The organism is Bradyrhizobium amphicarpaeae (assembly GCF_002266435.3).
GTDB lineage: Bacteria > Pseudomonadota > Alphaproteobacteria > Rhizobiales > Xanthobacteraceae > Bradyrhizobium > Bradyrhizobium amphicarpaeae.
This window is the reverse complement of sequence record NZ_CP029426.2, coordinates 6082398-6108304: the sequence shown is the minus strand read 5'-3', so window position 1 is coordinate 6108304 and position 25907 is coordinate 6082398. Positions and strand designations below refer to the sequence as shown.

Genomic DNA, 25907 nt, shown 5'->3' with positions numbered 1-25907 from the left:
ATCTGTCTCGAATCGGGGCACTCTGGCCGAAGCCGATTAACGCACTCTTAAACCTTGATGCCTCCGCCCGCCGTCGCGCTTGTTGAACACAGGTTTCCCACACAATGAATTCGCGCTCAAAGAAAGTTCTCAGAAAGCCCGCTCTCCAGAGGCCCGCCACCAAGAAATCCGCTGCAAAGAAATCTGCCGTCAAGACGAAGTCCTCCAAAACGTCGCTTGCTAAGTCCGCGAGCAAGACCGGCAAGCTTCCGGAGTGGAACCTCGCCGATCTCTATTCCGGGATCGATGCGCCGGAAGTGGCGCGCGATCTCGAAAGGATGGATGCCGACTGCGTCGCGTTCGAAACCGACTACAAGGGCAAGCTGGCGACAGGGACAGCAAACGAAGATGGCGGAAAATGGCTCGCGGGAGCCGTGCGACGCTATGAGGCAATCGACGATCTTGCCGGCCGGCTCGGTTCCTATGCCGGGCTCGTCCACGCCGGCGACAGCGTGGACCCTGCGATTTCAAAGTTTTACGGCGACGTGTCCGAGCGGCTGACCGGGGCGTCCACGCATCTTCTGTTCTTCGCGCTCGAGCTCAATCGTATCGATGACGATATTTTGAACCGCGCGATGCAAGCCCCCGAGCTGGCGCATTACCGTCCCTGGATCGAGGATCTGCGCAAGGAGAAGCCGTATCAGCTCGACGACAAGCTCGAGCAGCTTTTCCTGGAAAAGGCGCAGACCGGCTATTCCGCCTTCAACCGGCTGTTCGACCAGACCATCTCCAGTCTGCGTTTCAAGGTCGGCTCCAAGGAGCTCGCGATCGAACCGACGCTCAATCTGCTGCAGGATCGCGACGGTGCCAAGCGCAGGAGCGCGGCCGAAGCGCTGGCAAAGACCTTCAAGGCCAATGAGCGCACCTTTGCCCTGATCACCAACACGCTCGCCAAGGACAAGGACATCTCCGACCGCTGGCGCGGGTTCAAGGACGTCGCGGATTCCCGGCATCTGAACAACCGCGTCGAGCGCGAGGTGGTGGATGCGCTGGTCGCCTCCGTGCGGGCGGCCTATCCAAAGCTGTCGCATCGCTATTATGCGCTGAAGGCGAAGTGGTTCGGCAAGAAGCGGCTGGCCTATTGGGATCGCAACGCGCCGCTGCCCTTTGCCGCGACCGATACCATCGGCTGGCCCGACGCGCGCAACATGGTGCTGACGGCCTATCGCGGCTTCTCGCCCGACATGGCCGACATCGCCGAGCGCTTCTTCACCGATCGCTGGATCGACGCGCCGGTGCGGCCGGGCAAGGCGCCGGGCGCCTTCTCGCATCCGACCACCCCGTCGGCGCACCCCTATGTGCTGATGAACTACCAGGGCAAGCCGCGCGACGTGATGACGCTCGCCCACGAACTCGGTCATGGCGTGCATCAGGTGCTGGCAGCCAAGAACGGTGCGCTGATGGCGCCGACGCCGCTGACGCTGGCCGAGACCGCGAGCGTGTTCGGAGAGATGCTGACCTTCCGGCGGCTGCTGACGCAGACCAGGAGCGCAAAGCAGCGCCAGGCGCTGCTCGCCGGCAAGGTCGAGGACATGATCAACACCGTGGTGCGGCAGATCGCGTTCTATTCGTTCGAGCGCGCGGTCCACACCGAGCGCAAGAACGGCGAGCTCACCGCGACGCGGCTCGGCGAGATCTGGCTTTCGGTGCAAGGCGAAAGCCTGGGGCCGGCGATCGAGATCAAGGCGGGCTATGAGAACTACTGGATGTACATTCCGCACTTCATCCATTCGCCGTTCTACGTCTACGCCTATGCCTTCGGCGATTGCCTCGTGAACTCGCTCTACGCGGTCTACGAGAACGCGGCCGAGGGGTTTGCCGAGCGCTATCTCCACATGCTCGCCGCCGGCGGCACCAAGCATTATTCCGAGTTGCTGCGCCCGTTCGGGCTCGATGCCAAGGACCCGAAGTTCTGGGATGGCGGGCTCTCGGTCATTGCCGGCATGATCGACGAGTTGGAGGCGATGGGCTGAGGGGGCAGCTACTTGAAGCGCATATAAAACATCCGTTGAACTGTATCTTCAGCGATGTTATACAGATGTATAACGCGCTGGAGCCGAGCCCATGAAGATCGAGATCAAGAAGATCGGCAATTCCGACGGATTACTGCTGCCTCGTGAATTGATGCAGCGGCTCGATCTCAAGCGCGGGCAGCAATTGCACATCGTGGAATTACCCGGCGGTGGTTTTCAGCTGTTGCCTTACGACCCCGACTTCGAGCGGACGATGGAAATCGCCGACGAGGTGATGGACAAGTATCGCGACACGCTCGCCGCGCTTGCAAAATAGCCGGCGGCGCTCATGAGCGATCTTCAGGAGCCGCTCTGGATCACCTACGAGCAGGCCGTCGCAATTCATGGCCGGCAACTTCGCCGTTTTGGCGGGGCGCCGGGATTGCGCGACGAGGGGATGTTGCGCTCGGCGCTGGAGCGGCCGATCAACAAATGGCGGTACGAGCAGGCGCCGATCGATGAACTCGCCGCCGCCTACGCATTCGGCCTCGCGAAAAACCATGCATTCGTCGATGGAAACAAGCGCATCGCCTTCATGGCGATGATGGTCTTCCTCCACAAGAACGGTGTGGCCTTCAGTCCCGATCCTGCGGAAGCGACAACGATCATCCTCTCGCTCGCCGCCGGCGAAGTCAGCGAGGAGAGCCTAACGCGCTGGATCCGCGACAATTGGGTTTCCAAATGAGCCGATTTGCGGGAAAACCGCGCGTTCGTGCCGTTGCCCTGCTCGAAGGTTTCGGGTATCCCAGCCCAAGAATTCGACTTTCGACTGGGGACATTCCATGGCTGACCATAGCGAAGTGGCGTACACCACCGCCGACGGCAACGACTACGTTGCCCACGAGCAGACCTATGAGGGCTTCATCAAGCTGGTGAAGTACGGCACGGTCTCGGTCGCGCTCATCGTGATCCTGATGGCGGTCTTCCTGACCTGATCCATCGACGGTTGCATCTGCCAGCGCCGGCGGCTGCTCATAGAATTTGCATACAAGCCGGCTCCAAAACCGGTATCGAAACGTTGCGGGAGTAACGCTAAGTTCGCGTGCGCGTTTTGTCCGCGTCGCCGGAGGACCTATGAAGATCGCCGTTGCCAAGGAAATCGATCCGTCGGAGCCGCGCGTTGCCGCTTCGCCTGATACGGTGAAGAAGTTCAAGGCGTTGGGCGCCGAGATCGCCGTCGAGCCGGGCGCCGGCCTGAAGTCGGGTCTTCCGGATTCCGAATTCACGGCCGTCGGCGCCACCGTCAGCGCAGATGCGCTGAAGGATGCCGACATCATCATCAAGGTGAAGCGCCCTGAAGCCTCCGAGCTCGCGCAATACAAGCGCGGTGCGCTCGTCATCGCGATCATGGATCCCTACGGCAACGAGGCCGCGCTGAAGACGATCGCCGATGCCGGCGTCTCCGCCTTCGCGATGGAGTTGATGCCGCGCATCACCCGCGCGCAGGTGATGGACGTGCTGTCCTCGCAGGCGAACCTCGCCGGCTACCGCGCCGTGATCGAAGGCGCCGAGGCGTTCGGCCGCGCCTTCCCGATGATGATGACCGCCGCCGGCACCGTGCCCGCCGCAAAAGTGTTCGTGATGGGCGTCGGCGTCGCCGGCCTCCAGGCGATCGCGACCGCGCGCCGCCTCGGCGCCATCGTGACCGCGACCGACGTGCGGCCCGCGACCAAGGAGCAGGTCGAATCGCTTGGCGCGAAATTCCTCGCCGTCGAGGACGAGGAATTCAAGAACGCGCAGACCGCCGGCGGCTACGCCAAGGAAATGTCCAAGGAATACCAGGCCAAGCAGGCCGCGCTCACCGCCGAGCACATCAAGAAGCAGGACATCGTCATCACCACCGCGCTGATTCCGGGCCGGCCCGCGCCGAAGCTCGTCAGCGCCGAAATGGTCAGGTCGATGAAGCCGGGTTCGGTGCTGGTCGATCTCGCCGTCGAGCGTGGCGGCAATGTCGAGGGCGCCAGGCCGGGCGAGGTCGTCGACCTCGATGGCATCAAGATCGTCGGCTACACCAATGTCGCCGGCCGCGTCGCGGCCTCGGCGTCGAGCCTCTACGCGCGCAACCTGTTCTCCTTCATCGAGACCATGGTCGACAAGAAAGAGAAGAAGCTCGCGGTGAACTGGGACGATGAACTCGTCAAGGCGACCGCGCTCACGAAAGACGGCGCCGTGATCCACCCGAACTTCCAGCCCAAGTCATCTTAATCGGGCGTAAGGAGACATCACCATGGAGCATGTTGCACAGGTCGTCGACCCCTTCGTCTTCCGGCTGTCGATCTTCGTCCTCGCCGTCTTTGTCGGCTATTTCGTGGTGTGGTCGGTGACCCCGGCACTGCATACCCCGCTGATGAGCGTAACCAACGCGATCTCCTCGGTGATCGTGGTCGGCGCGCTGCTCGCCGTCGGCGTCGGTATGATCTCGAGCGGTTCAGGATGGGCGCGTGGCTTCGGCTTCATCGCGCTGATCTTCGCCTGCGTGAACATCTTCGGCGGCTTCCTTGTCACCCAGCGCATGCTGGCGATGTACAAGAAGAAGGTAAAGTGACCGGCGTGCACCTCGGGGTGACGAAGACAAAGGGGACCTGAGATGAACGCCAATCTGGCAGCAGTTCTTTATCTTGTGGCGGGTGTGCTGTTCATCCTGTCGCTGCGCGGGTTGTCCAGCCCGGCGACGTCGCGCCAGGGTAATTTCTTCGGCATGATCGGCATGGCGATCGCGGTCGCCACCACGCTGGCAAGCCATCCGCCGGCCGATGGTCTCGCCTGGGTGCTGGTCATTCTCGGCATCGCGATTGGTGGCTCGGTCGGCGCGGTCATCGCGCGCCGCGTGCCGATGACCTCGATGCCCGAACTGGTCGCCGCGTTCCACTCGCTGGTCGGCATGGCCGCGGTGCTGGTCGCCGCCGGCGCCTTCTATGCGCCCGAAGCCTTCGACATCGGCTCACCCGGCAACATCCATCCGCAGAGCCTGGTCGAGATGTCGCTCGGCGTCGCCATCGGCGCGCTGACCTTCACCGGGTCCGTGATCGCGTTTCTGAAGCTGTCCGCGCGCATGAGCGGCGCGCCGATCATCCTGCCGTTCCGCCACATCATCAACATCGCGCTGGCGATCGCGCTCGTCGTCTTCATCGTCGGGCTGGTGATGTCGGGCAGCGCGCTCGACTTCTGGCTGATCGTCATCATCGCGCTGGCGCTCGGCGTACTCATGATCATCCCGATCGGCGGCGCCGACATGCCGGTCGTGATCTCGATGCTGAACTCCTATTCCGGCTGGGCTGCGGCCGGCATCGGCTTCACGCTCGGCAATTCCGCGCTGATCATCACCGGCGCGCTGGTCGGATCGTCCGGCGCGATCCTGTCCTACATCATGTGCCACGCGATGAACCGGTCCTTCATCTCGGTCATCCTCGGCGGCTTCGGCGGCGAGACCGCGGCGGCCGGCGGTGGCGGCGGCGAGCAGAAGCCCGCCAAGCTCGGCTCGGCGGATGATGCTGCCTTCATCATGAAGAATGCCCAGAAGGTCATCATCGTGCCCGGCTACGGCATGGCGGTGGCGCAGGCGCAGCACGCGCTGCGCGAGATGGGCGACATCCTGAAGAAGGAAGGCGTCGAGGTGAAGTACGCCATCCACCCGGTCGCCGGCCGCATGCCCGGCCACATGAACGTGCTGCTGGCCGAAGCCAACGTTCCCTATGACGAGGTGTTCGAGCTCGAGGACATCAACTCCGAGTTCGCTCAGGCCGACATCGCCTTCGTGATCGGCGCCAACGACGTCACCAACCCTGCCGCCGAGGAAGACAAGACCTCGCCGATCTACGGCATGCCGGTGCTGCAGGTCTGGAAGGCCGGCACCGTGATGTTCATCAAGCGCTCGCTGGCCTCGGGCTATGCCGGTATCGACAATCCCTTGTTCTACCGCGACAACACCATGATGCTGCTCGGCGACGCCAAGAAGGTCACCGAGAACATCGTCAAGGCGATGTAGCGCACGAAGCCAACCGACCGTGGCCATCAACGAGGAATGGCACCGGTCTCATCGCATGCCGCTCAAGGCGACGCGCGCGTCGCATGGCATGCCGCCCACAAGGCGGCGTGCGGTTGCCGCGACGTACCGGCGAGCCTCCGGCCCGACGTCATGAAATTGCTGCGGAGCCGTCGCAAGCCCTGAGCCTGAACCGGGGGCGGGCCGCGCCATGATCACCATCGCCAAATGGACCGCCATCCTGCTTGCGACCGTCTATCTTGCCGGGCTCGTCGTGCTCTACGCCCGGCAGCGCGAGATGCTGTTTCCGATACCGACCGCCAAGCGGACCCTGCCTAAGGCGGCAGATTGCCCCGAGGCGGAGGAGCATATCCTGACCACCTCGGATGGCGAGAAGATCATCGTCTGGCACGTGCCGGCGAGGCCCGGTCGTCCCGTGATCCTGTATTTCCCGGGCAATGGCGATTTTCTAGCCGGCGGTGTCAGCCGCTTCAAGGCGATGACGGCTGATGGCACCGGCCTGGTCGCGCTGTCCTACCGCGGCTATGCCGGCTCGAGCGGCGCGCCGAGCGAGGAGGGGCTGCTGCGCGATGCCGCCGCGGCCTATGCCTTCACCACGGCCCGCTACACGGCAGAACGAATCGTCGCCTGGGGCTTCTCGCTCGGGACCGGCGTGGCGGTCGCGCTTGCCTCGGAACAGCGTGTTGGAAAGCTCGTCCTGGAGGCCCCCTATACGTCGACGGCCGACATTGCATCTTCGTCGTTCTGGTTCGTGCCGGTGCGCCTCTTGATGCGCGATCCGTTCCCTTCCGACGAGCGGATCGCGCGCGTCACTGTGCCGCTATTGGTCATGCATGGCACCAATGACCTTGCCATTTCGATCGTGTTCGGAGAGCGTCTGTTCGCGCTCGCGCATGAACCGAAGCAATTCGTTCGCTTTGCGGGTGGCGGACACGACAATCTCGATGCGTTCGGTGCGATCGAAACAGCAAGGCAATTCATTGGATCCTAAACAGCTCGTCGCCCGGCTCTGGGGCATATCCCTTGCCGCCATCCTCGCATTGTTGCCGCAGCAGGCATGGGCCGCAACCGGCCTCGATGGTGCGGCGATGCGCTGGCCCTATGCACTCCCCTTTGCCGGCCTGTTGCTGTCGATCGCGCTCGGACCACTGCTGTTTGCGAAGGTCTGGCACCATCATTACGGCAAGATCGTTGCTGCCTGGTCGCTGCTGGCGCTGACCTCGCTCGTCATCTTTGCCGGAGGCATGGCGACGCTGGCGGCGTTGGTCCATGCCATGCTTGCCGAATATCTCGGCTTCATCGTGCTGCTGTTCGCGCTCTATGTCGTGGCCGGTGGCATCCTGATCACGGGCGACATCAAGGCCACGCCGGCGACGAATGCCGGCATCCTCGCGCTCGGCACCTTGATGGCGAGCGTCGTCGGCACCACGGGTGCCGCGATGATCCTGGTCCGCCCGCTGATCCGCGCCAACCGGCCCCGGCGTTACAACGCTCATGTCATCATCTTCTTCATCATTCTTGTCGCCAATGTCGGCGGCGCGCTGAGCCCGCTCGGCGATCCCCCGCTGTTCGTCGGTTTCCTGCACGGCGTCGACTTCTTCTGGACCACGCGGACCATCTGGTTGCAGACCGCGATCGTTGCCGGATTGCTGCTCGCGATCTTCATCGTTGTCGACCTTTGGCGCTTCCGCAGCGAGCCTGCACTCGGCGACCCCGGTCCTGCGGCCCCCGTCCGCATCCGCGGTCTCGTCAACCTCGTGCTGATCGCAGCCATCGTCGCGAGCCTGCTGGCCTCGGCGATGTGGAAGCCCGCTGTTGCCTTCGACATTCTCGGAACGAAGCTGGAGCTCGAAGACATCGCCCGCAATCTGGCGCTGCTTTCCATCGCGGCGCTGTCGGTGTGGCTGACACCGGACGAGCACAGGGAGGCCAACGGCTTCACCTGGGAGCCGATCCGCGAGGTCGCGAAACTGTTCGCGGGCATTTTTGTCGCCATCATCCCGGTCATTGCCATGCTCAATGCGGGCCATCACGGTGCCTTCGCCTGGCTGTTGTCGGCCGTGACGGCACCGGACGGCGCGCCGCGCGAGGTCGCCTATTTCTGGTTCACCGGCCTGATGTCGGCGTTTCTCGACAATGCGCCGACTTATCTCTTGTTCTTCGAGCTTGCCGGCGGCGATCCGCAGACGCTGATGCATCAGCTGTCGGGCACGCTCGCGTCGATCTCGATGGGCGCCGTCTACATGGGAGCGCTCACCTATATCGGCAATGCGCCGAACTTCATGGTCAGCAGCATCGCAAGCGAGAACGGCATCGAGATGCCGAGCTTCTTCGGCTATCTCTTGCGAGCCGGCGCGGTGCTGATCCCGCTGTTCATGTTGCTGACGCTGCTGCCGGTCGCGCCGATCCTGCGCTGGCATTGAATCTGCCGGCCGATTTGCTACTGCTCGTCTTCAGCGATTGGAGCCGGCAGATGAGCGCGTATAATCCGATGCCCAGGTCGGCCTGGATCTTTCCGGCGCTTGCCGTGCTGTTGTTCACAGCCGTCAGCGCGACCGGTTACGTCTTCACGCTGTCGCTCGGCGGGCTCGTCTTCGCCATCGTCCTCCTGGTCATCCTGTTCGGCACGGTGTTTGCCGCGGTTCATCATGCCGAAGTGATCGCCGAGCGGGTCGGTGAGCCCTATGGCACGCTGGTGCTGACGCTCTCGGTGACCGTCATCGAGGTGGCGCTGATCACAACAATCATGCTGGGCGACAAGCCCGCCCCGGAACTTGCGCGCGACACCGTGTTCGCCGTGGTCATGATCGTCTGCAACGGTCTCGTCGGGCTCTGCATCTTCATCGGCGGCCTGCGCTATCGCGAGCAGGGCTTTCAGCTTTCCGGGGCCAACGTTTATCTCAGCGTCCTGTTCGCGCTCGCGACGATCACGCTGATCATGCCGAATTACACGACCACCACGCCGGGGCCGGCCTATTCGGCGCTTCAGCTCGGCTTCGTCGACGTAGTCACGCTGGCGCTGTACGGGGTGTTTCTCTACACCCAGACCGTCCTGCACAAGGATTACTTCGTCCATGAACGGGGGGACGGGGGGAGCGGCGAGACGCATCTGTCGGGCCGGATGCTGGCGGTCAGCGTGGTGCTGCTGCTGGTTGCGCTGCTGGCCGTGGTGCTGCTCGCCAAGAAATTCTCACTGGTGGTGGACGCCGTCGCGGCCAAGATCGGTGCGCCACCGGCCTTTGCCGGCCTTCTGGTCGCGCTTCTGATCCTGATGCCGGAAGGCGTCGCGGCCGTCGCGGCGGCCCGCAAGAACGACCTCCAGAAGAGCATCAACCTCGCCTTGGGGTCGTCATTGGCGACCATCGGATTGACCATCCCGGCCGTCGGGGTCGCTACCTACGCGCTCGACAAGGAGCTCACGCTCGGTCTCAGTTCCCAGGGCAGCGTGCTTTTGCTGCTGACCTTCTTCCTGAGCATGCTGACCTTCGGCACGGGCAGGACCAACGTCCTGTTCGGGCTGGTCCATATGGTGGTATTTGCCGTCTACGTGTTCATGGTTTTCGTGCCCTGAAGCGCTACGTCCCAGGAGAGGTTCCAGATGCTTGCCGCCAAGTCCGAGGTTCAGGTCGACAACGAGGAGGTCCGGGTGACGGAATGGCGCCTTCCGCCCGGTGGCGCCACCGGCCATCACACCCACGGCATGGACTATGTGATTGTTCCCGTGGTCGCGGGTGAAATGACCATCGTCGCGCCCGGCGGCGAGCGGTCCAAGGCGCAGCTGGTCGCCGGGAAATCCTATTTCCGCAAGGCCGGCGTCCAACATGACGTACTTAACGAAACCTCAACCGAGATCGTGTTCCTTGAGATCGAGCTGAAGCCGTAAGTCCGGCCTTGAGTCCGGAGTTGCAACTTGCCATCGATCCGTCGCAGTTGATCCCTTACAATGCCCTAAAGTTCCCGCATCTGATCGCGCGGGGAGTGGCCGGAATGCTGAAATACCTCGCTAAAATTTCGATGGATGTTTTCCCCTCGGTGCTCGCGACGATCATCGGGGCGTACATCGTCAACCACTACATCAACGCCAGGCCGGCGGCTGATGCCCCTGCGGCCGTCGTCGCCCCTGCCGAGGCCGGCAAGAACGGCAAGCCCGCCGATGTCGCCAATCTCCCAGCGCCCGGCGTCAAGGCCAAAGGCATTCCCGAGAAGAGCGTGACCGACAAGCCGGCGGCTGAAAAGGCTTCCGATCGGCCGTCCGTCGAGCACAAGTCTGCTGATGGGGCCCCGGCCGAGGCCAGCCCGCGTGGCAAGCCGTCGGCGCGCGAGAAGGCGGCGGCCAAGTCAGCCCCGGCTGCTGGCACCCCCGCTCCGGTGGTAGAGGCCAATTCGGCGCCGGCTGCTGCGGCTCCGACCGCCGACGCCAACGACCTCGTGCGTGCCGCGATCGAGCGTCTGCGCAAGTCTCCTGAGGGCAAGTCTCCTGAGGGCAAGTCGTCGGAGAGCAGGTCCGCCGAGACCAGACCGTTCGAAGCCAAGCCTGCCGAAGCCAAGTCTGCCGAAGCCAAGCCTGCCGAGGTCAGGGCGTCCGAGACCAAGCCAGCCGAGAGGCCGACCGAGCCTGCCGTGCGTGAAGCCGCCCGCACGCCGGAGGCCCCGCGGGTGATCAGCATGGAGCCGGCTACGGTCCGTCCGCTGCCGCCGCCGATCACGGTATCGACGCCGTTGCCGGACGCCTATGACAAGGACGGCTCCTCGCCGGCCAATCCGCCCTACACGGCCTCGGTCGGCAACGATGATCCGAATCGAATGACGCCGCCGGCTGACATTCCCGTCCCGGTGATCGCGCCCCCGCTCGATCTGCGCGCCGACGCCGGTGGCTTCATTCCGCGGCCCAAGAAGACCAATGTCGCCGACGAGATGCTGTCGGGCATGAAGTCGATGTTCCACTCGGTCCTGCCGAAGGGCGCCACCCCCGATTAAGACGGCGCCTACGCCGCCAGAACCTTCAGCCGCCGACGCGGGCGAGGCCGCTTCGCGCGGCGTCGTCGCGTGGGCGAAGCGAGACAGCCCTGGTGTAGGACGCCGCCGCCTTGGCTCTGTCGCCCAGCCGCTCATAGGCCTGTCCGCGCGTGGTCCAGACCTGCGCGTTGTGCGGATCGGCCTCGGAGGCCTCATCCAGATCGGCCGTGGCCTCCTTGACCTTGCCGAGCGCGAGATAGCTAATGGCGCGGCCGAGCAGCGGCTCGACCTTCTGCGGGTTGAGCCCGCTCGCAGCGCTGAAATCTGCGACCGCGAAATCGTGCTGATTGTTGCCCTGGTAGATCAGGGCACGGCCATACAACGCCTGCGCATTGTAGGGATCGAGCCCGACCGCACGATTGAACTCGTCGAGCGCGGCGGCGGTCTCGCCTGACTTCGCCAAGGATTGGGCTTTGGCGGTGTGGGCCTGGGCTTCGGCGACGTTGCCCGCGCTCACGGCGCTCTCGGCGGGCGCGGCCGCCTTGGGGGCTTCCTGGGGCTTGTCTTTCTCCGGCGTCAGCGATCCCAAATCGAAAGAACAGCCGCAGAGCGTAATCCCCATCAACGCCAGCGCGAGCGGCTGCCAGATCTGGCGTAGCCGCGCCAAGCCGCGCTGGGGGAAGGGGAAGGCCATCTACGGTTCGCTCGCGCTAGAGCATGATCCGGACCCGAAGGGCCGCGTTGGCGAAAAGCATGCAGCGGTTTTCCCTCGCGACAAACGCGGAACGCGTTTGCGTAGAGATCATGCTCGAACAACAAACCAAAGCGCGACGACGTTCAATCCAAATCTCATCGCGCTGGCGTGCCGCATCCGTGGTGCCCGACCCGGAAAGGCTCCGCGCACAAACAATAACGCGGGCCAGAGGCCCGCGTCATCGAAAACAGAAAGTCTTTCAAGAGACGGTAAATCAGCGCGGTCCGCGCGGACCTGCACCCGGGCCGCTACGACCGCCGCGATCACCGCCGGGACCTGCGCCGAACACCGGCTTGGGCTTCATCGGCAGCAGGCCTTCGCGCTGCAGCTTCTTGCGGGCCAGCTTGCGCGCGCGGCGCACGGCTTCGGCCTTTTCGCGGGCCTTCTTCTCGGAGGGCTTCTCGTAATGACCGCGGAGCTTCATCTCGCGGAAAATTCCCTCGCGCTGCATCTTCTTCTTCAGCGCCTTGAGGGCTTGGTCGACATTGTTATCGCGAACGAGAACCTGCACGCGGCATCCTCTTCAATGGATCGGATTTGAATTCTGGTAAGTCGAAGGGGATGGCGAAAACGCGCATGCCCTTAACCTTGAGGGCGCGGATGTATCAGACAAATCCCGGGATGTCCACCGGCCAAGCGGGCTTTCGGGCCAAGTTCAGCCATTAAATGGGTCAAAGTACCACTGTTCGGCCCCGATTTGGGTGGTTTGGCGCCAATGACGGGTCGATCCGGACGCTTTACTCCGAAAGCCAGAAAATCAGGGGAGACGCCACATGGACATGAAGAAATACGCCGCTGAGGCCATCGGCACCTTTTGGCTTACCTTCGCAGGCTGCGGAAGCGCGGTGATCGCTGCGGGTTTCCCGCAGGTCGGAATCGGTCTGGTCGGTGTCTCCCTCGCATTCGGACTGAGCGTGGTCACCATGGCCTATGCGATTGGCCATATCTCCGGCTGCCATCTCAATCCGGCCGTCACGGTCGGCCTTGCCGCCGGCGGGCGTTTTCCGGCGGGGCAGATCCTGCCTTACGTGATCGCGCAGGTCTGCGGTGCGATCGTCGCCGCCGAGTTGCTCTATATCATCGCCAGCGGCGCTCCCGGCTTCGACGTCGGCAAGGGCTTCGCATCCAACGGCTATGATGCGCATTCGCCGGGCCAGTACAGCATGATCACGTGCTTCCTCACCGAAGTGGTGATGACCATGATGTTCCTGTTCATCATCATGGGCGCTACCCATGGCCGCGCGCCCGCAGGCTTCGCGCCGCTCGCGATCGGGCTCGCGCTGGTGATGATCCATCTCGTCAGCATCCCCGTGACCAACACCTCGGTGAACCCGGCGCGCAGCACGGGCCCTGCGCTGTTCGTCGGCGGCTGGGCGACGGCCCAGCTCTGGCTGTTCTGGGTCGCACCGCTGATCGGCGGCGCGCTGGGTGGAGTGATCTATCGCTGGCTCAGCGAGGAACCTGCAGGCGTCGTCGCGGGCATGAAGACGGCCTAAGGCATTTTGAAACGAAGCGGGATCGCAGCGATTGCTGCGGTCCCGTTACTTGCCTGTGGTGGGAAGCACTTCGGTGACGTGGCCCATCTTCCGGCCGGGGCGCGGCGCACCCTTGCCGTAAATGTGCACGGTCGCGCCCGGCACGCTCAGCCACTTCTCGTAATCGTTGATCTCGTCGCCGATCAGATTGGTCATGGTGACGATTTCGCCGTGGCGCACGGGCTTGCCGAGCGGCCAGCCGGCGATGGCGCGGATGTGCTGCTCGAACTGCGAGACCGACGCGCCGTCGAGCGTCCAGTGCCCGGAATTATGCACGCGCGGGGCGATCTCGTTGACCAGCACCTTCGGGCCGGTGCCGTTGGCGAGCACGAACATCTCGACAGCGAGCACGCCGACATACTCCAGCGCGCTCGCGATCTTGCCGGCGATGCTGCGGGCTTCCTCGGCGAGCGCGTCGGGGATCCGGGCGGGCGCACGGGATATCTTCAGAATGTGGTCGCGATGCTCGTTCTCGGTGACGTCGAAACACTCGACCTGGCCCGTGGCCGAGCGCGCCGCGATCACCGAAATCTCGCGCTCGTAGGGCACGAAGGCTTCCAGGATCGCGGATTTGGTGGCGAGGCTGGTCCACACCTTGGCGATGTCGTCGCCCTCGCGGATGATGGCCTGGCCCTTGCCGTCATAACCGAAGCGGCGGGTCTTGAGCACGGCCGGAAGGCCGATCCTGGCGATCGCCTCGCGGAGCGAGGACACGGAGGTGACGTCGGCATAGGCCGCGGTGCCAATGCCGAGCCGCGTCACGAAATCTTTCTCGGCGAGCCGGTCCTGTGTGGTCTCGAGGATCTTGCGGTTGGGCAGCACGGGTCGACGCGCGTCCAGCACCATCGCGGCGGCCGATGGCACGTTCTCGAATTCATAGGTGATGACGTCGACGTCGTTGGCGAACAGTTCGAGCGCTTCGACATCGGCATATTCGGCGCAGGTCGCGTTCAAGACGACGTCGAAGGCCGGCGAGTCCGGATCCGGCGAGAACACCTGGCAGCGCAGGCCGAGCCGCGCCGCAGCCATGGCCAGCATCCGGCCCAATTGTCCGCCGCCGAGGATTCCGATGGTGTCACCGGGCTTCAGCCTCACCTGCCTGGTGTCGGTCACGCCTTGTCCTCCGGGCGCTCGGCGACCGCCTCGGTCTGCGCCTTGCGCCAGGCGGCGAGACGATCGGAGAGGGCGGAGTCGGACAACGCCAGGACGGACGCCGCCAGCAGCGCGGCGTTGATCGCGCCGGCCTTGCCGATGGCGAGGGTGCCGACTGGAATGCCGGCGGGCATCTGGACGATCGAATAGAGCGAATCGAGGCCCTTGAGCGTCTTGGATTCGACGGGAACGCCGAACACCGGAAGCTCGGTCAGCGCCGCCGCCATGCCGGGCAGGTGTGCAGCGCCACCGGCACCGGCGATGATGACCTTGAATCCTGCGGCCTTGGCCCCCTTGGCGAAAGCAAACAGGCGGTCGGGGGTGCGGTGGGCCGAAACGATGCGGGAATCGGCGGCAATGCCGAGGGCTGCCAGCGTATCGGCGGCATGCCGCATCGTGTCCCAGTCCGACTGGCTTCCCATGATGATGGCGATCGGCGCGGTCATGACGTCAATTGTGCCCGAAAAACAGAAAGATAGGCCAGATTAACGGTTCCGGCCGGCGGCTCGCAAGGCGGTGGCAAGGAGAAGGGAATCCACTATCCTGTCTTGGTGAATCCCCGCAAGCCTTCATTGAGCAGGATGCCCATGAAGAAACCAACAAGGGCGAGCGCTGCGAAGGCCAAAAAGGGCCGGAAGACCAGCGTCGCCCGATCCAAAGCCGCCCCCAGGCGGCCGACCAAGCGTCCGGCGAAGCCGCCGCGGCGCGGCGCGTCGGGCTATGATGGAGCCAAGGATACCGTCACGGCGACGATCCGGGGCTTGCGGACCAAGCTCAAGGAGGCCCAGCGGCGGGTTGCGGAACTGGAAGCCGCGGCCGACACCGATTTCCTGCTCGAGATTCCGAACCGGCGCGGCTTCGAGCGCGAGCTGGCGCGCGCCATCGCCTACATGAAGCGCTACCGCGCCAGCGGGGCGCTGATCGTGCTCGACGTCGATCGGTTGAAGCCGATCAACGATTCGTTCGGGCATGGCGCCGGCGACGAGGTGCTCAAGGCGATTGCCGCCACGCTGACGCGGCAGGTCCGTGCCTCCGACGTGGTCGGCAGGCTCGGGGGCGACGAGTTCGCGCTGCTGCTGTGGAATCTTAGCGGGACCGACGCCAAGGCGAAGGCGGTCGCCTTCGAGCAGGCGGTCGATGAATTGTCCTTTGTCTTTCGCGGCCAGCACGTGACCGCGGGCGCCTCCGCCGGTGTCGCGCTGCTGGGAGCGCAGTCCGACCCGGGCCGCGCCCTCGAGGAGGCGGATGCCGCCATGTATGTGCGCAAGGCGCAGCGGCGGCACGAGCCGCGGATCAGGCTGGTCGGCAGCTAGAGCGCGCTGAGATCCGGGGGGACGGTACCGAATTTCCGCAGCAATTTTGCGTCGCCAAACTCGCCGGTCAGGGGATCGCCACTGCGGCTGAAGGCGACGGCGCCGATATGGCCGGCGCCGTGCGCCAGCATTTCCGCACGACGCAGGGCGGCGGCCGATGTCTGACATTCCTCGGCCGCGCCTGCCACCGGCGATCCGTCCTCGTCGGTCAGGAAGGGCAATGCAACGTAGTAGGTGACGTCGGGCATGGTCGGCTCCGATAGCTGACGGTTCAGGCGGCGCTGCTCTTGCTCCGCATCTTGCTGTGCGAGGTGTCCGGAATGCAGCCGGCGGAAATCGCCGCCTGCAATTCCTCCAGCTCGGCCTCCAGATATTCGTTGGCCATGATCAGCGCCTTGATGGTGCTGCGCAGATTGCCGTCGCACATCGCGATCGCCTGATCGCAGGCCTGTTCATAGTGGCTGTTGTCGAGAAGGGCGGCTGTCGACATCTGCGTTTCCTCGTGCGTTCCGGGAGCGGCGTTGGCGATCAGATGTTCTTATTTTGTTCTTTTCGAGTCAAGCGGATTCGAGCCACCGTGGCTTGGCCGCGCACAGGTCTGCGGATCAGGCGATGATGTCGGGGGTAATCTGGTCTTCGATGAACGCGATGCGGTCTCGTAACAACAGCTTGCGCTTCTTCAACCGCTGCAGCCGCAACAGGTCGGGGGCAGGCGATTGATGCAGTGCATCGATCGCCGCATCGAGATCTCGGTGTTCCTGCTGCAACCGGGTGAGCTCGGCTTCGAGCTCACGCTCGTCTTCATTGGTCATGTCTGCGGTGGCCGAAAACCGATAGGCGTGGGGATAAAGGCTGTGGATGCCCTGTGGAAATTATCGTCCTTGCGCGGCGTGATCGCAAGCGATCTGCGACCATCGTTCGCCGATCTCCAGCGACATATTTCCGCTGATCGCTGCGGCGCTGCGCAAGCGCATTGATATCATGGATTTTTCCCGCGCGGTTCCTTTACTCACGCTTCGTTACATATGAATTTTCAAAAATGAAGCTGCGACGACGGATACCCATCGACAGAACGAATCGGTGATGTAGACTTCCTTGTCCGGATCGAATCCTGAGGTTCAACCCTACCGAGGAGGTTTCGAATGACAATTCAGGCACATCTCGTTGAATTGGAGCGGAAGCACAAACTTCTCGAAAACGAATTGCACGATGCTCTCGTGCACCTTTCAACAGACGACCTGCAAATTGTTGAGTTGAAGCGCCGGAAGTTGATGGTCAAGGACCAGATCGAGCGTTTGAGGCACGGCGACACGCTCCACTAACACCCCCCGTAACAGCGTAGAGTTGATCAAACCTTATCCGCAGGGGTGAGAGCTTTTGCGCTCATCCCTGCCGCAAGGTGCAACCGTGCAGAGAAGTCTGCGCGGCGTTTAGCTTTGTCCGAACGCGTCTTCTTGCCGCGAACCGGTCTCCGCCTCGCTCGAAAACGCTTCAGATTTCTGCGAGCTCGGCGACGTGATCTGCGATCGCGAGCGACGACGTCAATCCCGGCGATTCGATGCCGAACAGGTTGATCAGGCCAGCGACGCCGTGATCGCGCGGGCCCTGCATCAGGAAATCCTGCGTCGCCACCGCGGGCGGCACGATCTTCGGCCGGATGCCTGAATAGCTCGGCATCAACGCGCCGTCAGGCAGGGTCGGCCAGTATTTGCGGATCGCCGGATAGAACCGCTCGGCGCGTGACGGGTCGACCTCGTAATCGATCGTCTCGATCCACTCGACGTCAGGGCCGAAGCGCGCCTGCCCAGCCATGTCCAGCGTCAGATGCACTCCGAGCCCGCCGGGCTCGGGCACCGGATAGATCAGGCGCGAGAACGGCGCCTTGGCGTTGCAGCTGAAGTAGTTTCCCTTGGCGAGATAGGCGCGCGGAATGCGGTCCAGCGGCATGCCGTCGATATTGCGCGCCACATGGGTCGCCGAGAGTCCCGCGGCGTTGACGAGGAGGCTGCATTGCAGCGTCATCGGCGCCTCGCCGCCGGCGTCGATCTCGATCAGGCCGTTCGCAGCCTTGGCGCGGACCAGCGGCGTGTGAAACGCGAACGCCGTGCCGGCTTCCTCGGCTTCGCCGCGCAGCGAGAGCATGTAAGCATGGCTGTCGATGATGCCCGTCGATGGCGACAGCAGCGCGGCGTCGCAGGCCAGCGCCGGCTCCAGCGCGCGTGCCGCCTCGCCCGTGAGCAGCTGCATGTCGAGCACGCCATTGGCCTCGGCATGCGCCTTGATCGATTGCAGCTTCTCGGTCTCCTTCGGGTTGGTCGCGACGATCAGCTTGCCGCAATTCCTGTGCGGGATGCCGCGCTCGGCGCAGTAGCGGTAGAGCGCGTGCTTGCCGTCGACGCACATGCGCGCCATCCAGCTCCCGGCGCGGTAGTAGATGCCGGCATGGATCACCTCGCTGTTGCGCGAGGAGGTGATGGTGCCGATCGCCTCGGCTTCCTCCAGCACGATGACCTCGCGCCCGGCCTGCGCGAGCTTTCGAGCCACCGCGAGCCCGACCACGCCGGCTCCGATGACGACGCAATCGACCCTATCCATGGCTGTGCAGGATGTCCGCTGGAAGCGCCGGTGGCATCCGGCCTGGAGAGAATGGCGCGGGGCCATTTGCCGTTAAGGAAGAATTTATCATGTCAGGGCAATTGCCGTATTTCACGTCACATTTTTTCCGTTGCGCGTACAGGCGTTTACCCGATCCAAACCCGTGAAGCCAGACAATCCAACGTTGAAATCGCGGGTGGCTGATGGCTGAGAAGAACTGGCACGAGGGCAGCACGCTTCCGATTGCTGTGCAGGCCGTTGTGTGCCTCGCCGGCACGGTTGCGCCCGCGCGCGCCTTTGCGCTGTCGGACAGCTTCGCCGCGCCGAGCTATCTCGGCGAGCTTGATCCCAACGTGGTCTGGGAAGTTCTGATCGCGGGCATCGTCGTCTGCGCCTTCCTCGCCGCGATCGCGCTGTGGATCCATTCCTCGCTGCGCCGGACCCGGCGCTTGCAGCTCCGGCGCAACGCCTTCGTCTCCTCCGCCATGAACAATCTCAACCAGGGCGTGGTGATGACGGATGCGCAGCGCCGCATCATCTTCTGCAACGACCGCTATCTGGAGATCTACGGCCTGAAGCGGTCGGACCTTTGGGCCAACATGAACGGCTACGAGCTGCTCGCGCTGCGACGCAAGCGCGGGGTGCTTGTCGCCTCCGATGACGAGTTCTACGAGAAGGCGGCCAGCCCTAACGGTCTGATCACCGAGCTGCCGGACGGGCGCGCCATCCTGGTGAAATACTTCGTGCTGCCGAACGGCGGCTCGGTGGCGACCCATCTGGATGTCAGCGAGCAGCGCAAACTGTCGCGACAGCTCGCCTCGACCAAGCAGTTCCTGGAAACGGTGCTGGACAACGTGCCGGCCTGCGTGGCTGCGAAGAACATCGAGGACGGCCGCTACATCTTCGCCAACAGCGCCTATGAGCGGTTCTGGGGGTTCTCGCGCGACCAGGTCGTCGGCAAGAATGCGCGCGAGCTGTTCGAGTCCGTTTCGGCGGCCAGCATCGAGGCCACCGACCGGGCGGCGCTCAATTCACCGGACGGTCAGTTCCGCAACGAATTCGAGGTCGATCGTGGTGGCGAGCGGCGCATGGTCGCCTCGATCCGGATCGTGGTCCGCGACGAGAGCAACAAGCCCGAATTCCTGATGCTCGTGTTCGAGGACATCACCGAACGCCGCTCGCTGTCGAAGGAGCTGGAGAGCACCAAGAAGTTCCTCGAGCTGGTGGTCGACAACATCCCGGTGGCGCTGATCGTCGAACAGGTGAAGGACGGCCGCTATCTGCTCGCCAATCGCAGCGCCGAGACGATCCTCAACCGCCGACGCGAGGAAGCAACCGGCCTGACCGCGTCGGACATCTTCAATCCCAAGGAAGCCAAGCTGATCATCGCGCGCGACGAAGCCGCGATCAAGAAGCGCGGGATGATCTCCGAGGAGCACCCGATTTCGACCAAGGCGGGCTTGCGCCTGTTCCTCACCCGCCGCGCCACCGTGGTCAACGATGCCGGCGAGCCGCAATATCTGATCAAGACTCACGAGGACGTCACCGACCGCCGCCAGACCGAGTCGCGCATGGCGCACATGGCCTATCACGACGGCCTCACCGACCTGCCGAACCGCGCCGCCTTCCTGCAGGCGCTGAACCAGATGATCGAGGCCTGCGAAGGCACCGGCGAGGAGTTCGCGGTCCTCTCGATCGACCTCGACGGCCTCAAGGAGGTCAACGACGTCTTCGGCCATGCGCTCGGCGACAAGCTCCTGATCGAGGTGGCGCAGCGGCTCCAGGACGTCGCGCGCGGCGGCCTGGTCGCGCGCCTGTCCGGCGACGAGTTCGGCCTCATCATCGACGGCAAGCAACCCGAGGCGGGACTCGCGCTGGCGCAGCATGTCGGCGAAGCCGTCTCCCGGGATTTCCATATCGACGGCCGCCCGGTACGCGCGGGCGTGACCACCGGCATGTCGATCTTCCCGCATAACGGCACCGACGGCGCCTCGTTGCTCGCCAATGCCGGTGCGGCGCTGTTCCGCGCCAAGCAGAAGTCGCGCGGCACCATCAGCCTCTACCAGCCGGAGATGGACCAGCAGATCCGCGATCGCCGCGTGCTGCACCAGGACCTCTCGGTGGCGATCAAGAACGGCGAGCTTTCGCTGGCGTTTCAGCCGCAGGGCGCCGCGGGCCACAGCGTCGCCGAAAGCGAGATCATCGGCTTCGAGGCGCTGGCGCGCTGGCAGCATCCGGTGCGCGGCCAGGTCTCGCCGGCCGAATTCATACCGATCGCCGAGGAGAGCGGTCTGATCGTGGAGATGGGCGAGTGGATCCTGCGCGAGGCCTGCCGCGAGGCGGCGTCCTGGCCGAAGCCGCTCCAGGTCGCGGTCAACCTGTCGCCGGCGCAGTTCATGCACGGCGACGTGGTCGGGCTGGTCCATTCGATCCTGATCGAGACCGGCCTTGCGCCCGGTCGGCTCGAATTGGAGATCACCGAGGGCGTGCTGATCGAGGATTTCGACCGGGGCCTTGCGCTGCTGCGCCGCCTGAAGGCGCTCGGCGTGCGCATCTCCATGGATGATTTCGGCAGCGGATATTCCTCGCTGAGCTACCTCCAGGCGTTCCCGTTCGACAAGATCAAGATCGATCGGGCCTTCATCACCAATCTCGGCCGCAACCCGCAATCGGCTGCGATCGTTCGCGCGGTGATCGACCTCGGCCACGGTCTCGAAATGTCGATCGTCGCCGAGGGCGTCGAGACCATCGAGCAACTTGTCTTCCTCGCCAAGGAGGGCTGCGACGGCGTGCAGGGCTATCTGCTCGGCAAGCCGCTGCCGATCGGCAAATATGCCGGGCTCGTCGGCCGCGCTGAGATCATGGAGCTTGCGCTCAAGACCGGCTAGAGCGTTCGAGCGAAGTGGACACCGGCTCGCGGCAAGAAAAAAGCGTCAGAATGAGAATCTGGAGCCCCGTTCCGATTTCATCGCAACGGAAATGGCTCTAGTGATGATGCGGTGCTTTGCTCCCATTCGACGGCTTCATGGCGGATTACGACCTCGCGATCATCGGCGGCGGCCTGAACGGTGTCAGCCTTGCGCGCGATGCGGCGGGCCGCGGCCTGCGGGTGATCCTGTTCGAGCAGGGCGATCTCGGCGGCGCTGCATCGTCGGCGACACCGCGGCTGATCCACGGCGATCTGTCGGTGCTGGAGCGGCGCGGGTTCCGGCGGGTGCGCCGGGCCCTGGCCGAGCGCCGGACCTGGCTCCGGATCGCGCCGCATCTGGTCCGGCCGCTGCGCTTCGTGATCCCCGCGCATTCCGACGAGCGTCCGCCGTGGCTGCTGCGCGCCGGCCTGTATGTCTATGACGGTCTCACGAACCGGGGCGGCCTGCCATCATCGGCGACCCTCGACATCACGCACCATCCGGTCGGCAACGCGCTGAAGCGCCCGTTCGGCACGGCGTTCGAATATTCGGACTGCGTCGTCGATGACTCTCGCCTGGTGGTGCTGACGGCGCTGGATGCGGCCGAACGTGGCGCTGCGATCCGGACCGGTGCACGTTGTGTCCGTGCCGACAGGACCGACACATGGCGGCTCGCGGTGGTCGATCGCGGCCATCGCCGCACGGTCACGGCGCGGGCGCTGGCCAACGCCACCGGCGGTTGGACGCCAATGGTCGCCGATACCGTGCTGCGGCAGCCGCAGCCCGCCATGGCGGCCACGCAGATGAGCCAGATCATCGTGCCCAGGCTGTTCGATTCCGAGAACGTCTACGTCTTTCAGAACAATGATGGACGGCTGATCTTTGCCCGGCCGTTCGAGCGCGACTTCACGCTGATCGGCACGGTCACGCACGCCTTCACCGGCGATCCCGCCATTGTCGCGATGCCGGGCGCCGACGTCGGCTATCTCTGCGACGCCGCCAGCCGCTACTTCCGGGAGCGCGTAGCCCCGACCGACGTGGTCCGGACGGTCTCCGGCGTCAACCTGACGCTGGCGTCCGCGCGCGGACGCGACGGCACGATGCTGTTCCATGCGCGCCGGCGCAAGGCACCGCTGCTGACGATGTTCGGCGGCGACGTCACGACCTCGCGCCTGCGCGCGGAGTGGGCGGTGACGAAGCTGACGCCGTTCTATCCGATGTCGCCGCCCTGGACTGCCGGCGCCGCGCTCCCCGGCGGCGATTTTGCCTGGGACCGGTTTGACACCGAGATCGACCTCGCGCGCGACCGTTGGCGCTTTCTGTCGGAGCCGGAAGCGCAGCGTCTGGTCGGAGCTTATGGCTCGCGCTTGTCCGCAGTGCTAGGCGAGGCGAAGACCCGCGACGAACTTGGTCCAGGCTTCGGCCCCGAGCTGACGGGCGCCGAGGTGCGCTATTTGATGGCCTGCGAATGGGCGCGCTTTCCGGACGATATCCTGTGGCGCCGCTCCAAGCTCGGCCTGACCCTGCCTGCGGCGGACCGCGACGCGCTGGCGTCTTTCATGGCGTAGCCCGGATGGAGCGGAGCGCAATCCGTGAAACTTTCACCGCGGATCGACTGCCCCGGATTACGCTCCGCTCCATCCGGGCTACGATCTGCGATGCAAGTTGCCCCGATATGGTTGAGCAAAAGCCGATCGAACGCTAGCTTGCGGCGGAATCGGGGTTGGCGAGGAACATGACGGACGAATTGCCCAAGACGCACGTCGTGACAGAAGGAGACGCATCCGCGGCGGGCCGGCCGCTGCTGCGCATCGAGGGCGTCGCCAAAACCTTCGGCACCTTCCGTGCCGTGGATGGTGTCTCGCTCGATATCAAGGCCGGCGAGTTCTTCGCGCTGCTCGGTCCCAGCGGCTGCGGCAAGACCACGCTGCTGCGCATGCTCGCCGGCTTCGAGGCTCCGGACGAAGGACGCATCCTGCTCGGGGGCAAGGATATCGCGCAGGCGCTGCCGCACGAGCGCCCGATCAACATGATGTTCCAGAACTACGCGTTATTCCCGCATCTCTCGGTGCGCGACAACATCGCTTTCGGCCTGAAACGCGCGGGCATGGCACGCGCCGAGATCGCCACCCGTGTGGCCGAGATGGTTGCGCTGGTGAAGCTCGAAGGGCTCGAGAAGCGCAAGCCGGATCAGCTCTCCGGCGGCCAGCGCCAGCGCGTCGCGCTCGCCCGCGCACTGGCGCGCCGTCCGCAACTCCTGCTGCTCGACGAGCCGCTTGCCGCGCTCGACAAGAAGCTGCGTCAGAGCACGCAAGGCGAGCTGATGGAGCTGCAGCGCCGGCTCGGCATGACCTTCATCATCGTCACCCACGATCAGGAGGAGGCGATGACGATGGCTGATAGAATCGGCGTGATGAATGCCGGCAGGCTTGCTCAGGTCGCGAGCCCCCGCGAACTTTATGAAGCGCCGCGCTCGCGCTGGATCGCGGAGTTCGTCGGCGACATCAACCTGTTCGACGGCGAGACCAGATTGCGCGACGGTCATCGTCTGGTCATTGGCACGCGCGATGCGGGGACGCTGGTGGTGGCCGAGCCGCGCGAACCGGTCGGTGCGGGAAAATTCTCGATCGCGATCCGTCCCGAGAAGATCAAATTGTCCCGCCGCGCACCAGTGAGCGAAGCCGGCCGTGAAACCACGATCAACAGCCTGGACGGCGTGATCGCGGACATCTGCTATCTCGGCGGCACCACCACCTACAAGGTGAGGCTCGATACCGGCGGAATCGTACGGGCCTCCGTCGCCAACAGCGCCCGACTGGACGTCGACGCCTATGGCGTGGGCCAGCAGATCGTCGCCTGGTTCACGCCCGATGATTGCGTGGTGCTGCCGTCATGAGCGCCCGGCGCATCTTCGCGCGGCCGGCGCGCTTTGCCGCGATCGCGCCCTATGTCTGGATGGTGCTGTTCTTCCTGGTGCCATTCGCCTTCGTGCTGAAGATCAGCCTGTCGCAGACCGCGATCGCGCAGCCGCCCTACGAACCTGTGTTCGACCTGACGGCGGGGTGGGAGGCGCTGAAGGCCGCCTTTGCCGCGCTGGGAATCGACAATTTCAGGCTGCTCGTCTCCGACGACATCTATGTGTTCGCCTATGTCCGGAGCCTCACGGTCGCCGTGACGGCGACTGTGCTGTTGCTGCTGATCGGCTATCCCATCGCCTACGGCATGGCGCGGCTGCCGAAGCGTTGGCAGGCGGTGGCGATGGTGCTGGTGATCGTGCCGTTCTGGACCTCGTTCCTGATTCGCATCTATGCCTGGATCAACATCCTCCAGCACGACGGTCTGCTCAACCAGATCCTGCTGGCGCTACACCTGGTCAGCCAGCCGGTAGTCTGGCTCTCCACCGACACCGCGATGTATATCGGCATCGTCTATTCCTACCTGCCGTTCATGATCCTGCCGCTCTACGCCACGCTGGCCAAGATGGAGCCGATGCTGGAGGAGGCGGCCAGCGATCTCGGTGCGCCGCCGTGGCAGGTGTTCTGGCTCGTCACGTTTCCGCTGTCACTGCCCGGCGTCGGTGCCGGCGTGCTGCTGTGCTTCATTCCCATCGTCGGCGAATTCGTCATCCCGGACCTTCTGGCCGGCTCCAATTCGCTGATGATCGGCCAGACGCTGTGGCTCGAATTCTTCACCAACAAGGACTGGCCGGTCGCCTCTGCCGCCGCCATCGTGCTGCTGGTGGTGCTGCTGCTGCCGCTGCTGTTGTATGAGCGGCTGCAGAAGCGGCAGCTGGAACAAGGGCGCTGACGCCGATGCGCAAGCTCACCCGCCTGTCCCGCTTCAACGTCGCCTCGCTCGCGCTCGGGCTGGCTTTCCTTTACCTGCCGATCCTCATCCTCGTCATCTATTCCTTCAACGCCTCGCGGCTGGTGACGGTGTGGGGCGGCTGGTCGCTGCGCTGGTATCATGAATTCTTCAACGACCGCGCCATGATCGAGGCGGCCTGGATGAGCTTTCGCGTAGCGGTCTCCTCCGCGACTATCGCCACGCTGCTCGGCACGCTCGCCGCGGTCGCATTGTCGCGCGGCGAACGCTTCCGCGGCCGCACGCTGTTCTCCGGCATGCTCTACGCGCCGCTGGTGATGCCCGAGGTGATCACCGGATTGTCGCTGCTGCTGCTGTTCGTCGCGCTGAACGCCGAGCGCGGCTTCTGGACCGTGACGATCGCCCATACCACGCTGACGATGTGTTTCGTCGCGGTGGTGGTGCAGTCCCGCCTCGGCTCGCTCGATCGCTCGCTGGAGGAGGCGGCGATGGACCTCGGCTGCGATCCGGTCCGCGCCTTCGTGGCGGTGACCTTGCCGCTGATCGCGCCCGCGATCGTCGCCGGCTGGATGCTGGCTTTCACGCTGTCGCTGGACGATCTCGTGATCGCGAGCTTCACAACCGGCCCGGGCTCGGCGACCTTGCCGATCCGGATCTATTCGGAGGTGCGGCTCGGGGTGAAGCCCGAGATCAACGCGATCTGCACGCTGGTGATCGCCCTGATCGCGGCGGTGATCGTGATCGCTTCACTCGCCTCGAAATTGTCGAGCTCGCAGGGCGAGAGCGCGGCGCCGCTGTGAGCGGGAGAGGTGAC

General features: G+C 64.4%; 28 protein-coding genes. 20 read left to right on the top strand and 8 right to left on the bottom strand.

The window, feature by feature from the left end; all coding sequences use genetic code 11:
- Positions 1 to 104 precede the first annotated feature (104 nt).
- The 12 genes from CIT40_RS28680 (at position 105) to CIT40_RS28625 (ending at position 11031) form a co-directional block, all read left to right on the top strand.
- Entirely contained in the window at positions 105 to 2012 is a 1908-nt protein-coding gene (locus CIT40_RS28680) for a M3 family oligoendopeptidase (protein WP_094893406.1), read from the top strand.
- A 91-nt stretch (positions 2013 to 2103) separates the two neighbouring features.
- The gene (locus CIT40_RS28675; protein WP_018641564.1) at positions 2104 to 2328 is read left to right on the top strand and encodes an AbrB/MazE/SpoVT family DNA-binding domain-containing protein; all 225 of its coding nucleotides are present in this window, start codon (positions 2104 to 2106) and stop codon (positions 2326 to 2328) included.
- Between the two features lie 12 nt (positions 2329 to 2340).
- Positions 2341 to 2736 (top strand): type II toxin-antitoxin system death-on-curing family toxin, encoded by a 396-nt coding sequence (locus CIT40_RS28670; RefSeq protein WP_094893407.1) that lies wholly within the window; start codon positions 2341 to 2343, stop codon positions 2734 to 2736.
- A gap of 97 nt (positions 2737 to 2833) precedes the next feature.
- A complete protein-coding gene (locus tag CIT40_RS28665) occupies positions 2834 to 2986 on the top strand; it encodes an aa3-type cytochrome c oxidase subunit IV (protein ID WP_035998674.1) in 153 nt (50 codons plus the stop codon).
- A 139-nt stretch (positions 2987 to 3125) separates the two neighbouring features.
- Positions 3126 to 4256 carry a Re/Si-specific NAD(P)(+) transhydrogenase subunit alpha gene (locus CIT40_RS28660; protein WP_094893408.1) on the top strand — a complete coding sequence of 377 codons (1131 nt, stop codon included), beginning with the start codon at positions 3126 to 3128 and terminating at the stop codon, positions 4254 to 4256.
- A gap of 22 nt (positions 4257 to 4278) precedes the next feature.
- The gene (locus CIT40_RS28655) at positions 4279 to 4596 is read left to right on the top strand and encodes a proton-translocating transhydrogenase family protein (RefSeq protein ID WP_018453812.1); all 318 of its coding nucleotides are present in this window, start codon (positions 4279 to 4281) and stop codon (positions 4594 to 4596) included.
- A gap of 42 nt (positions 4597 to 4638) precedes the next feature.
- Positions 4639 to 6036, top strand: a complete 1398-nt coding sequence (locus tag CIT40_RS28650; protein WP_094893409.1) for an NAD(P)(+) transhydrogenase (Re/Si-specific) subunit beta — start codon at positions 4639 to 4641, stop codon at positions 6034 to 6036.
- Positions 6037 to 6247: 211 nt separating this feature from the next.
- Entirely contained in the window at positions 6248 to 7045 is a 798-nt protein-coding gene (locus tag CIT40_RS28645; protein WP_094893553.1) for an alpha/beta hydrolase, read from the top strand.
- Positions 6999 to 8477, top strand: a complete 1479-nt coding sequence (locus tag CIT40_RS28640) for a sodium:proton antiporter (protein ID WP_094893410.1) — start codon at positions 6999 to 7001, stop codon at positions 8475 to 8477. The genes CIT40_RS28645 and CIT40_RS28640 overlap by 47 nt, the downstream gene beginning before the upstream one ends.
- Before the next feature lie 50 nt (positions 8478 to 8527).
- The gene (locus tag CIT40_RS28635) at positions 8528 to 9625 is read left to right on the top strand and encodes a calcium:cation antiporter (RefSeq protein WP_094893555.1); all 1098 of its coding nucleotides are present in this window, start codon (positions 8528 to 8530) and stop codon (positions 9623 to 9625) included.
- A gap of 27 nt (positions 9626 to 9652) precedes the next feature.
- On the top strand, positions 9653 to 9937 hold the full coding sequence (locus CIT40_RS28630; protein ID WP_094893411.1) for a cupin domain-containing protein: 285 nt from the start codon (positions 9653 to 9655) through the stop codon (positions 9935 to 9937).
- Between the two features lie 104 nt (positions 9938 to 10041).
- Entirely contained in the window at positions 10042 to 11031 is a 990-nt protein-coding gene (locus tag CIT40_RS28625; RefSeq protein WP_094893412.1) for a hypothetical protein, read from the top strand.
- 25 nt (positions 11032 to 11056) lie between these two features.
- On the opposite strand, the gene CIT40_RS28620 is transcribed toward CIT40_RS28625, so the two are convergent.
- Complete coding sequence (locus CIT40_RS28620; RefSeq protein WP_094893413.1) at positions 11057 to 11704, bottom strand: tetratricopeptide repeat protein; 648 nt, start codon at positions 11702 to 11704, stop codon at positions 11057 to 11059.
- A gap of 274 nt (positions 11705 to 11978) precedes the next feature.
- Positions 11979 to 12275: a 30S ribosomal protein S21 gene (gene rpsU / locus CIT40_RS28615; protein WP_014492442.1), complete on the bottom strand. Its 297-nt coding sequence runs from the start codon at positions 12273 to 12275 to the stop codon at positions 11979 to 11981.
- A 262-nt stretch (positions 12276 to 12537) separates the two neighbouring features.
- Between rpsU and aqpZ the strand changes: the two genes are divergently transcribed.
- Positions 12538 to 13260: an aquaporin Z gene (aqpZ, locus tag CIT40_RS28610; protein ID WP_094893414.1), complete on the top strand. Its 723-nt coding sequence runs from the start codon at positions 12538 to 12540 to the stop codon at positions 13258 to 13260.
- A 45-nt stretch (positions 13261 to 13305) separates the two neighbouring features.
- Here aqpZ and CIT40_RS28605 read toward each other — a convergent pair whose 3' ends face one another.
- Together CIT40_RS28605 and purE are read right to left on the bottom strand one after the other, a co-directional pair.
- The gene (locus tag CIT40_RS28605; RefSeq protein ID WP_094893415.1) at positions 13306 to 14412 is read right to left on the bottom strand and encodes a 5-(carboxyamino)imidazole ribonucleotide synthase; all 1107 of its coding nucleotides are present in this window, start codon (positions 14410 to 14412) and stop codon (positions 13306 to 13308) included.
- Positions 14409 to 14897, bottom strand: coding sequence for a 5-(carboxyamino)imidazole ribonucleotide mutase (gene purE, locus CIT40_RS28600; protein ID WP_094893416.1), 489 nt, complete (start codon positions 14895 to 14897; stop codon positions 14409 to 14411). The genes CIT40_RS28605 and purE overlap by 4 nt, the downstream gene beginning before the upstream one ends.
- Before the next feature lie 141 nt (positions 14898 to 15038).
- On the opposite strand from purE, the gene CIT40_RS28595 reads away from it, so the two are divergent.
- Positions 15039 to 15764, top strand: coding sequence for a GGDEF domain-containing protein (locus CIT40_RS28595; protein WP_162307722.1), 726 nt, complete (start codon positions 15039 to 15041; stop codon positions 15762 to 15764).
- Here CIT40_RS28595 and CIT40_RS28590 read toward each other — a convergent pair.
- The 3 genes from CIT40_RS28590 to CIT40_RS28580 all read right to left on the bottom strand — a co-directional run bounded on the left by CIT40_RS28590 (position 15761) and on the right by CIT40_RS28580 (position 16576).
- Entirely contained in the window at positions 15761 to 16012 is a 252-nt protein-coding gene (locus tag CIT40_RS28590) for a hypothetical protein (RefSeq protein WP_094893418.1), read from the bottom strand. The two genes, CIT40_RS28595 and CIT40_RS28590, sit on opposite strands and share 4 nt — an antisense overlap.
- 23 nt (positions 16013 to 16035) lie before the next feature.
- Positions 16036 to 16254 carry a hypothetical protein gene (locus tag CIT40_RS28585; RefSeq protein ID WP_094893419.1) on the bottom strand — a complete coding sequence of 73 codons (219 nt, stop codon included), beginning with the start codon at positions 16252 to 16254 and terminating at the stop codon, positions 16036 to 16038.
- 115 nt (positions 16255 to 16369) lie between these two features.
- Positions 16370 to 16576, bottom strand: a complete 207-nt coding sequence (locus CIT40_RS28580; RefSeq protein WP_008546179.1) for a YdcH family protein — start codon at positions 16574 to 16576, stop codon at positions 16370 to 16372.
- Positions 16577 to 16906: 330 nt separating this feature from the next.
- Between CIT40_RS28580 and CIT40_RS28575 the strand changes: the two genes are divergently transcribed.
- Positions 16907 to 17086, top strand: a complete 180-nt coding sequence (locus CIT40_RS28575; RefSeq protein WP_094893420.1) for a YdcH family protein — start codon at positions 16907 to 16909, stop codon at positions 17084 to 17086.
- Positions 17087 to 17255: 169 nt separating this feature from the next.
- On the opposite strand, the gene CIT40_RS28570 is transcribed toward CIT40_RS28575, so the two are convergent.
- Entirely contained in the window at positions 17256 to 18359 is a 1104-nt protein-coding gene (locus CIT40_RS28570) for an NAD(P)/FAD-dependent oxidoreductase (protein ID WP_094893421.1), read from the bottom strand.
- A gap of 203 nt (positions 18360 to 18562) precedes the next feature.
- Between CIT40_RS28570 and CIT40_RS28565 the strand changes: the two genes are divergently transcribed.
- The 5 genes from CIT40_RS28565 to CIT40_RS28545 all read left to right on the top strand — a co-directional run bounded on the left by CIT40_RS28565 (position 18563) and on the right by CIT40_RS28545 (position 25893).
- Complete coding sequence (locus CIT40_RS28565) at positions 18563 to 21247, top strand: sensor domain-containing protein (RefSeq protein WP_094893422.1); 2685 nt, start codon at positions 18563 to 18565, stop codon at positions 21245 to 21247.
- A gap of 137 nt (positions 21248 to 21384) precedes the next feature.
- Complete coding sequence (locus CIT40_RS28560; protein ID WP_094893557.1) at positions 21385 to 22836, top strand: glycerol-3-phosphate dehydrogenase; 1452 nt, start codon at positions 21385 to 21387, stop codon at positions 22834 to 22836.
- A 167-nt stretch (positions 22837 to 23003) separates the two neighbouring features.
- Complete coding sequence (locus CIT40_RS28555; RefSeq protein ID WP_094893423.1) at positions 23004 to 24164, top strand: ABC transporter ATP-binding protein; 1161 nt, start codon at positions 23004 to 23006, stop codon at positions 24162 to 24164.
- Positions 24161 to 25075: an ABC transporter permease gene (locus CIT40_RS28550; protein ID WP_094893424.1), complete on the top strand. Its 915-nt coding sequence runs from the start codon at positions 24161 to 24163 to the stop codon at positions 25073 to 25075. The genes CIT40_RS28555 and CIT40_RS28550 overlap by 4 nt, the downstream gene beginning before the upstream one ends.
- Before the next feature lie 5 nt (positions 25076 to 25080).
- Positions 25081 to 25893: an ABC transporter permease gene (locus tag CIT40_RS28545; RefSeq protein ID WP_094893425.1), complete on the top strand. Its 813-nt coding sequence runs from the start codon at positions 25081 to 25083 to the stop codon at positions 25891 to 25893.
- Positions 25894 to 25907: the final 14 nt, after the last annotated feature.

What these genes read in the sequence shown, in the direction of transcription:
- CIT40_RS28560 (WP_094893557.1), top strand. Translation starts at nt 21,385, where the DNA reads ATGGCGGATTACGACCTCGCGATCATCGGCGGCGGCCTGAACGGTGTC.
- CIT40_RS28630 (WP_094893411.1), top strand. Translation starts at nt 9,653, where the DNA reads ATGCTTGCCGCCAAGTCCGAGGTTCAGGTCGACAACGAGGAGGTCCGG.
- CIT40_RS28590 (WP_094893418.1), bottom strand. Translation starts at nt 16,012, where the DNA reads ATGCCCGACGTCACCTACTACGTTGCATTGCCCTTCCTGACCGACGAG.
- CIT40_RS28680 (WP_094893406.1), top strand. Translation starts at nt 105, where the DNA reads ATGAATTCGCGCTCAAAGAAAGTTCTCAGAAAGCCCGCTCTCCAGAGG.
- CIT40_RS28640 (WP_094893410.1), top strand. Translation starts at nt 6,999, where the DNA reads ATGCGTTCGGTGCGATCGAAACAGCAAGGCAATTCATTGGATCCTAAA.
- aqpZ (WP_094893414.1), top strand. Translation starts at nt 12,538, where the DNA reads ATGGACATGAAGAAATACGCCGCTGAGGCCATCGGCACCTTTTGGCTT.
- CIT40_RS28565 (WP_094893422.1), top strand. Translation starts at nt 18,563, where the DNA reads ATGGCTGAGAAGAACTGGCACGAGGGCAGCACGCTTCCGATTGCTGTG.
- CIT40_RS28660 (WP_094893408.1), top strand. Translation starts at nt 3,126, where the DNA reads ATGAAGATCGCCGTTGCCAAGGAAATCGATCCGTCGGAGCCGCGCGTT.
- CIT40_RS28625 (WP_094893412.1), top strand. Translation starts at nt 10,042, where the DNA reads ATGCTGAAATACCTCGCTAAAATTTCGATGGATGTTTTCCCCTCGGTG.
- CIT40_RS28545 (WP_094893425.1), top strand. Translation starts at nt 25,081, where the DNA reads ATGCGCAAGCTCACCCGCCTGTCCCGCTTCAACGTCGCCTCGCTCGCG.
- CIT40_RS28670 (WP_094893407.1), top strand. Translation starts at nt 2,341, where the DNA reads ATGAGCGATCTTCAGGAGCCGCTCTGGATCACCTACGAGCAGGCCGTC.
- CIT40_RS28595 (WP_162307722.1), top strand. Translation starts at nt 15,039, where the DNA reads ATGAAGAAACCAACAAGGGCGAGCGCTGCGAAGGCCAAAAAGGGCCGG.
- CIT40_RS28580 (WP_008546179.1), bottom strand. Translation starts at nt 16,576, where the DNA reads ATGACCAATGAAGACGAGCGTGAGCTCGAAGCCGAGCTCACCCGGTTG.
- CIT40_RS28555 (WP_094893423.1), top strand. Translation starts at nt 23,004, where the DNA reads ATGACGGACGAATTGCCCAAGACGCACGTCGTGACAGAAGGAGACGCA.
- CIT40_RS28665 (WP_035998674.1), top strand. Translation starts at nt 2,834, where the DNA reads ATGGCTGACCATAGCGAAGTGGCGTACACCACCGCCGACGGCAACGAC.
- CIT40_RS28620 (WP_094893413.1), bottom strand. Translation starts at nt 11,704, where the DNA reads ATGGCCTTCCCCTTCCCCCAGCGCGGCTTGGCGCGGCTACGCCAGATC.
- CIT40_RS28635 (WP_094893555.1), top strand. Translation starts at nt 8,528, where the DNA reads ATGAGCGCGTATAATCCGATGCCCAGGTCGGCCTGGATCTTTCCGGCG.
- CIT40_RS28550 (WP_094893424.1), top strand. Translation starts at nt 24,161, where the DNA reads ATGAGCGCCCGGCGCATCTTCGCGCGGCCGGCGCGCTTTGCCGCGATC.
- CIT40_RS28655 (WP_018453812.1), top strand. Translation starts at nt 4,279, where the DNA reads ATGGAGCATGTTGCACAGGTCGTCGACCCCTTCGTCTTCCGGCTGTCG.
- CIT40_RS28585 (WP_094893419.1), bottom strand. Translation starts at nt 16,254, where the DNA reads ATGTCGACAGCCGCCCTTCTCGACAACAGCCACTATGAACAGGCCTGC.
- CIT40_RS28675 (WP_018641564.1), top strand. Translation starts at nt 2,104, where the DNA reads ATGAAGATCGAGATCAAGAAGATCGGCAATTCCGACGGATTACTGCTG.
- CIT40_RS28650 (WP_094893409.1), top strand. Translation starts at nt 4,639, where the DNA reads ATGAACGCCAATCTGGCAGCAGTTCTTTATCTTGTGGCGGGTGTGCTG.
- CIT40_RS28570 (WP_094893421.1), bottom strand. Translation starts at nt 18,359, where the DNA reads ATGGATAGGGTCGATTGCGTCGTCATCGGAGCCGGCGTGGTCGGGCTC.
- purE (WP_094893416.1), bottom strand. Translation starts at nt 14,897, where the DNA reads ATGACCGCGCCGATCGCCATCATCATGGGAAGCCAGTCGGACTGGGAC.
- CIT40_RS28575 (WP_094893420.1), top strand. Translation starts at nt 16,907, where the DNA reads ATGACAATTCAGGCACATCTCGTTGAATTGGAGCGGAAGCACAAACTT.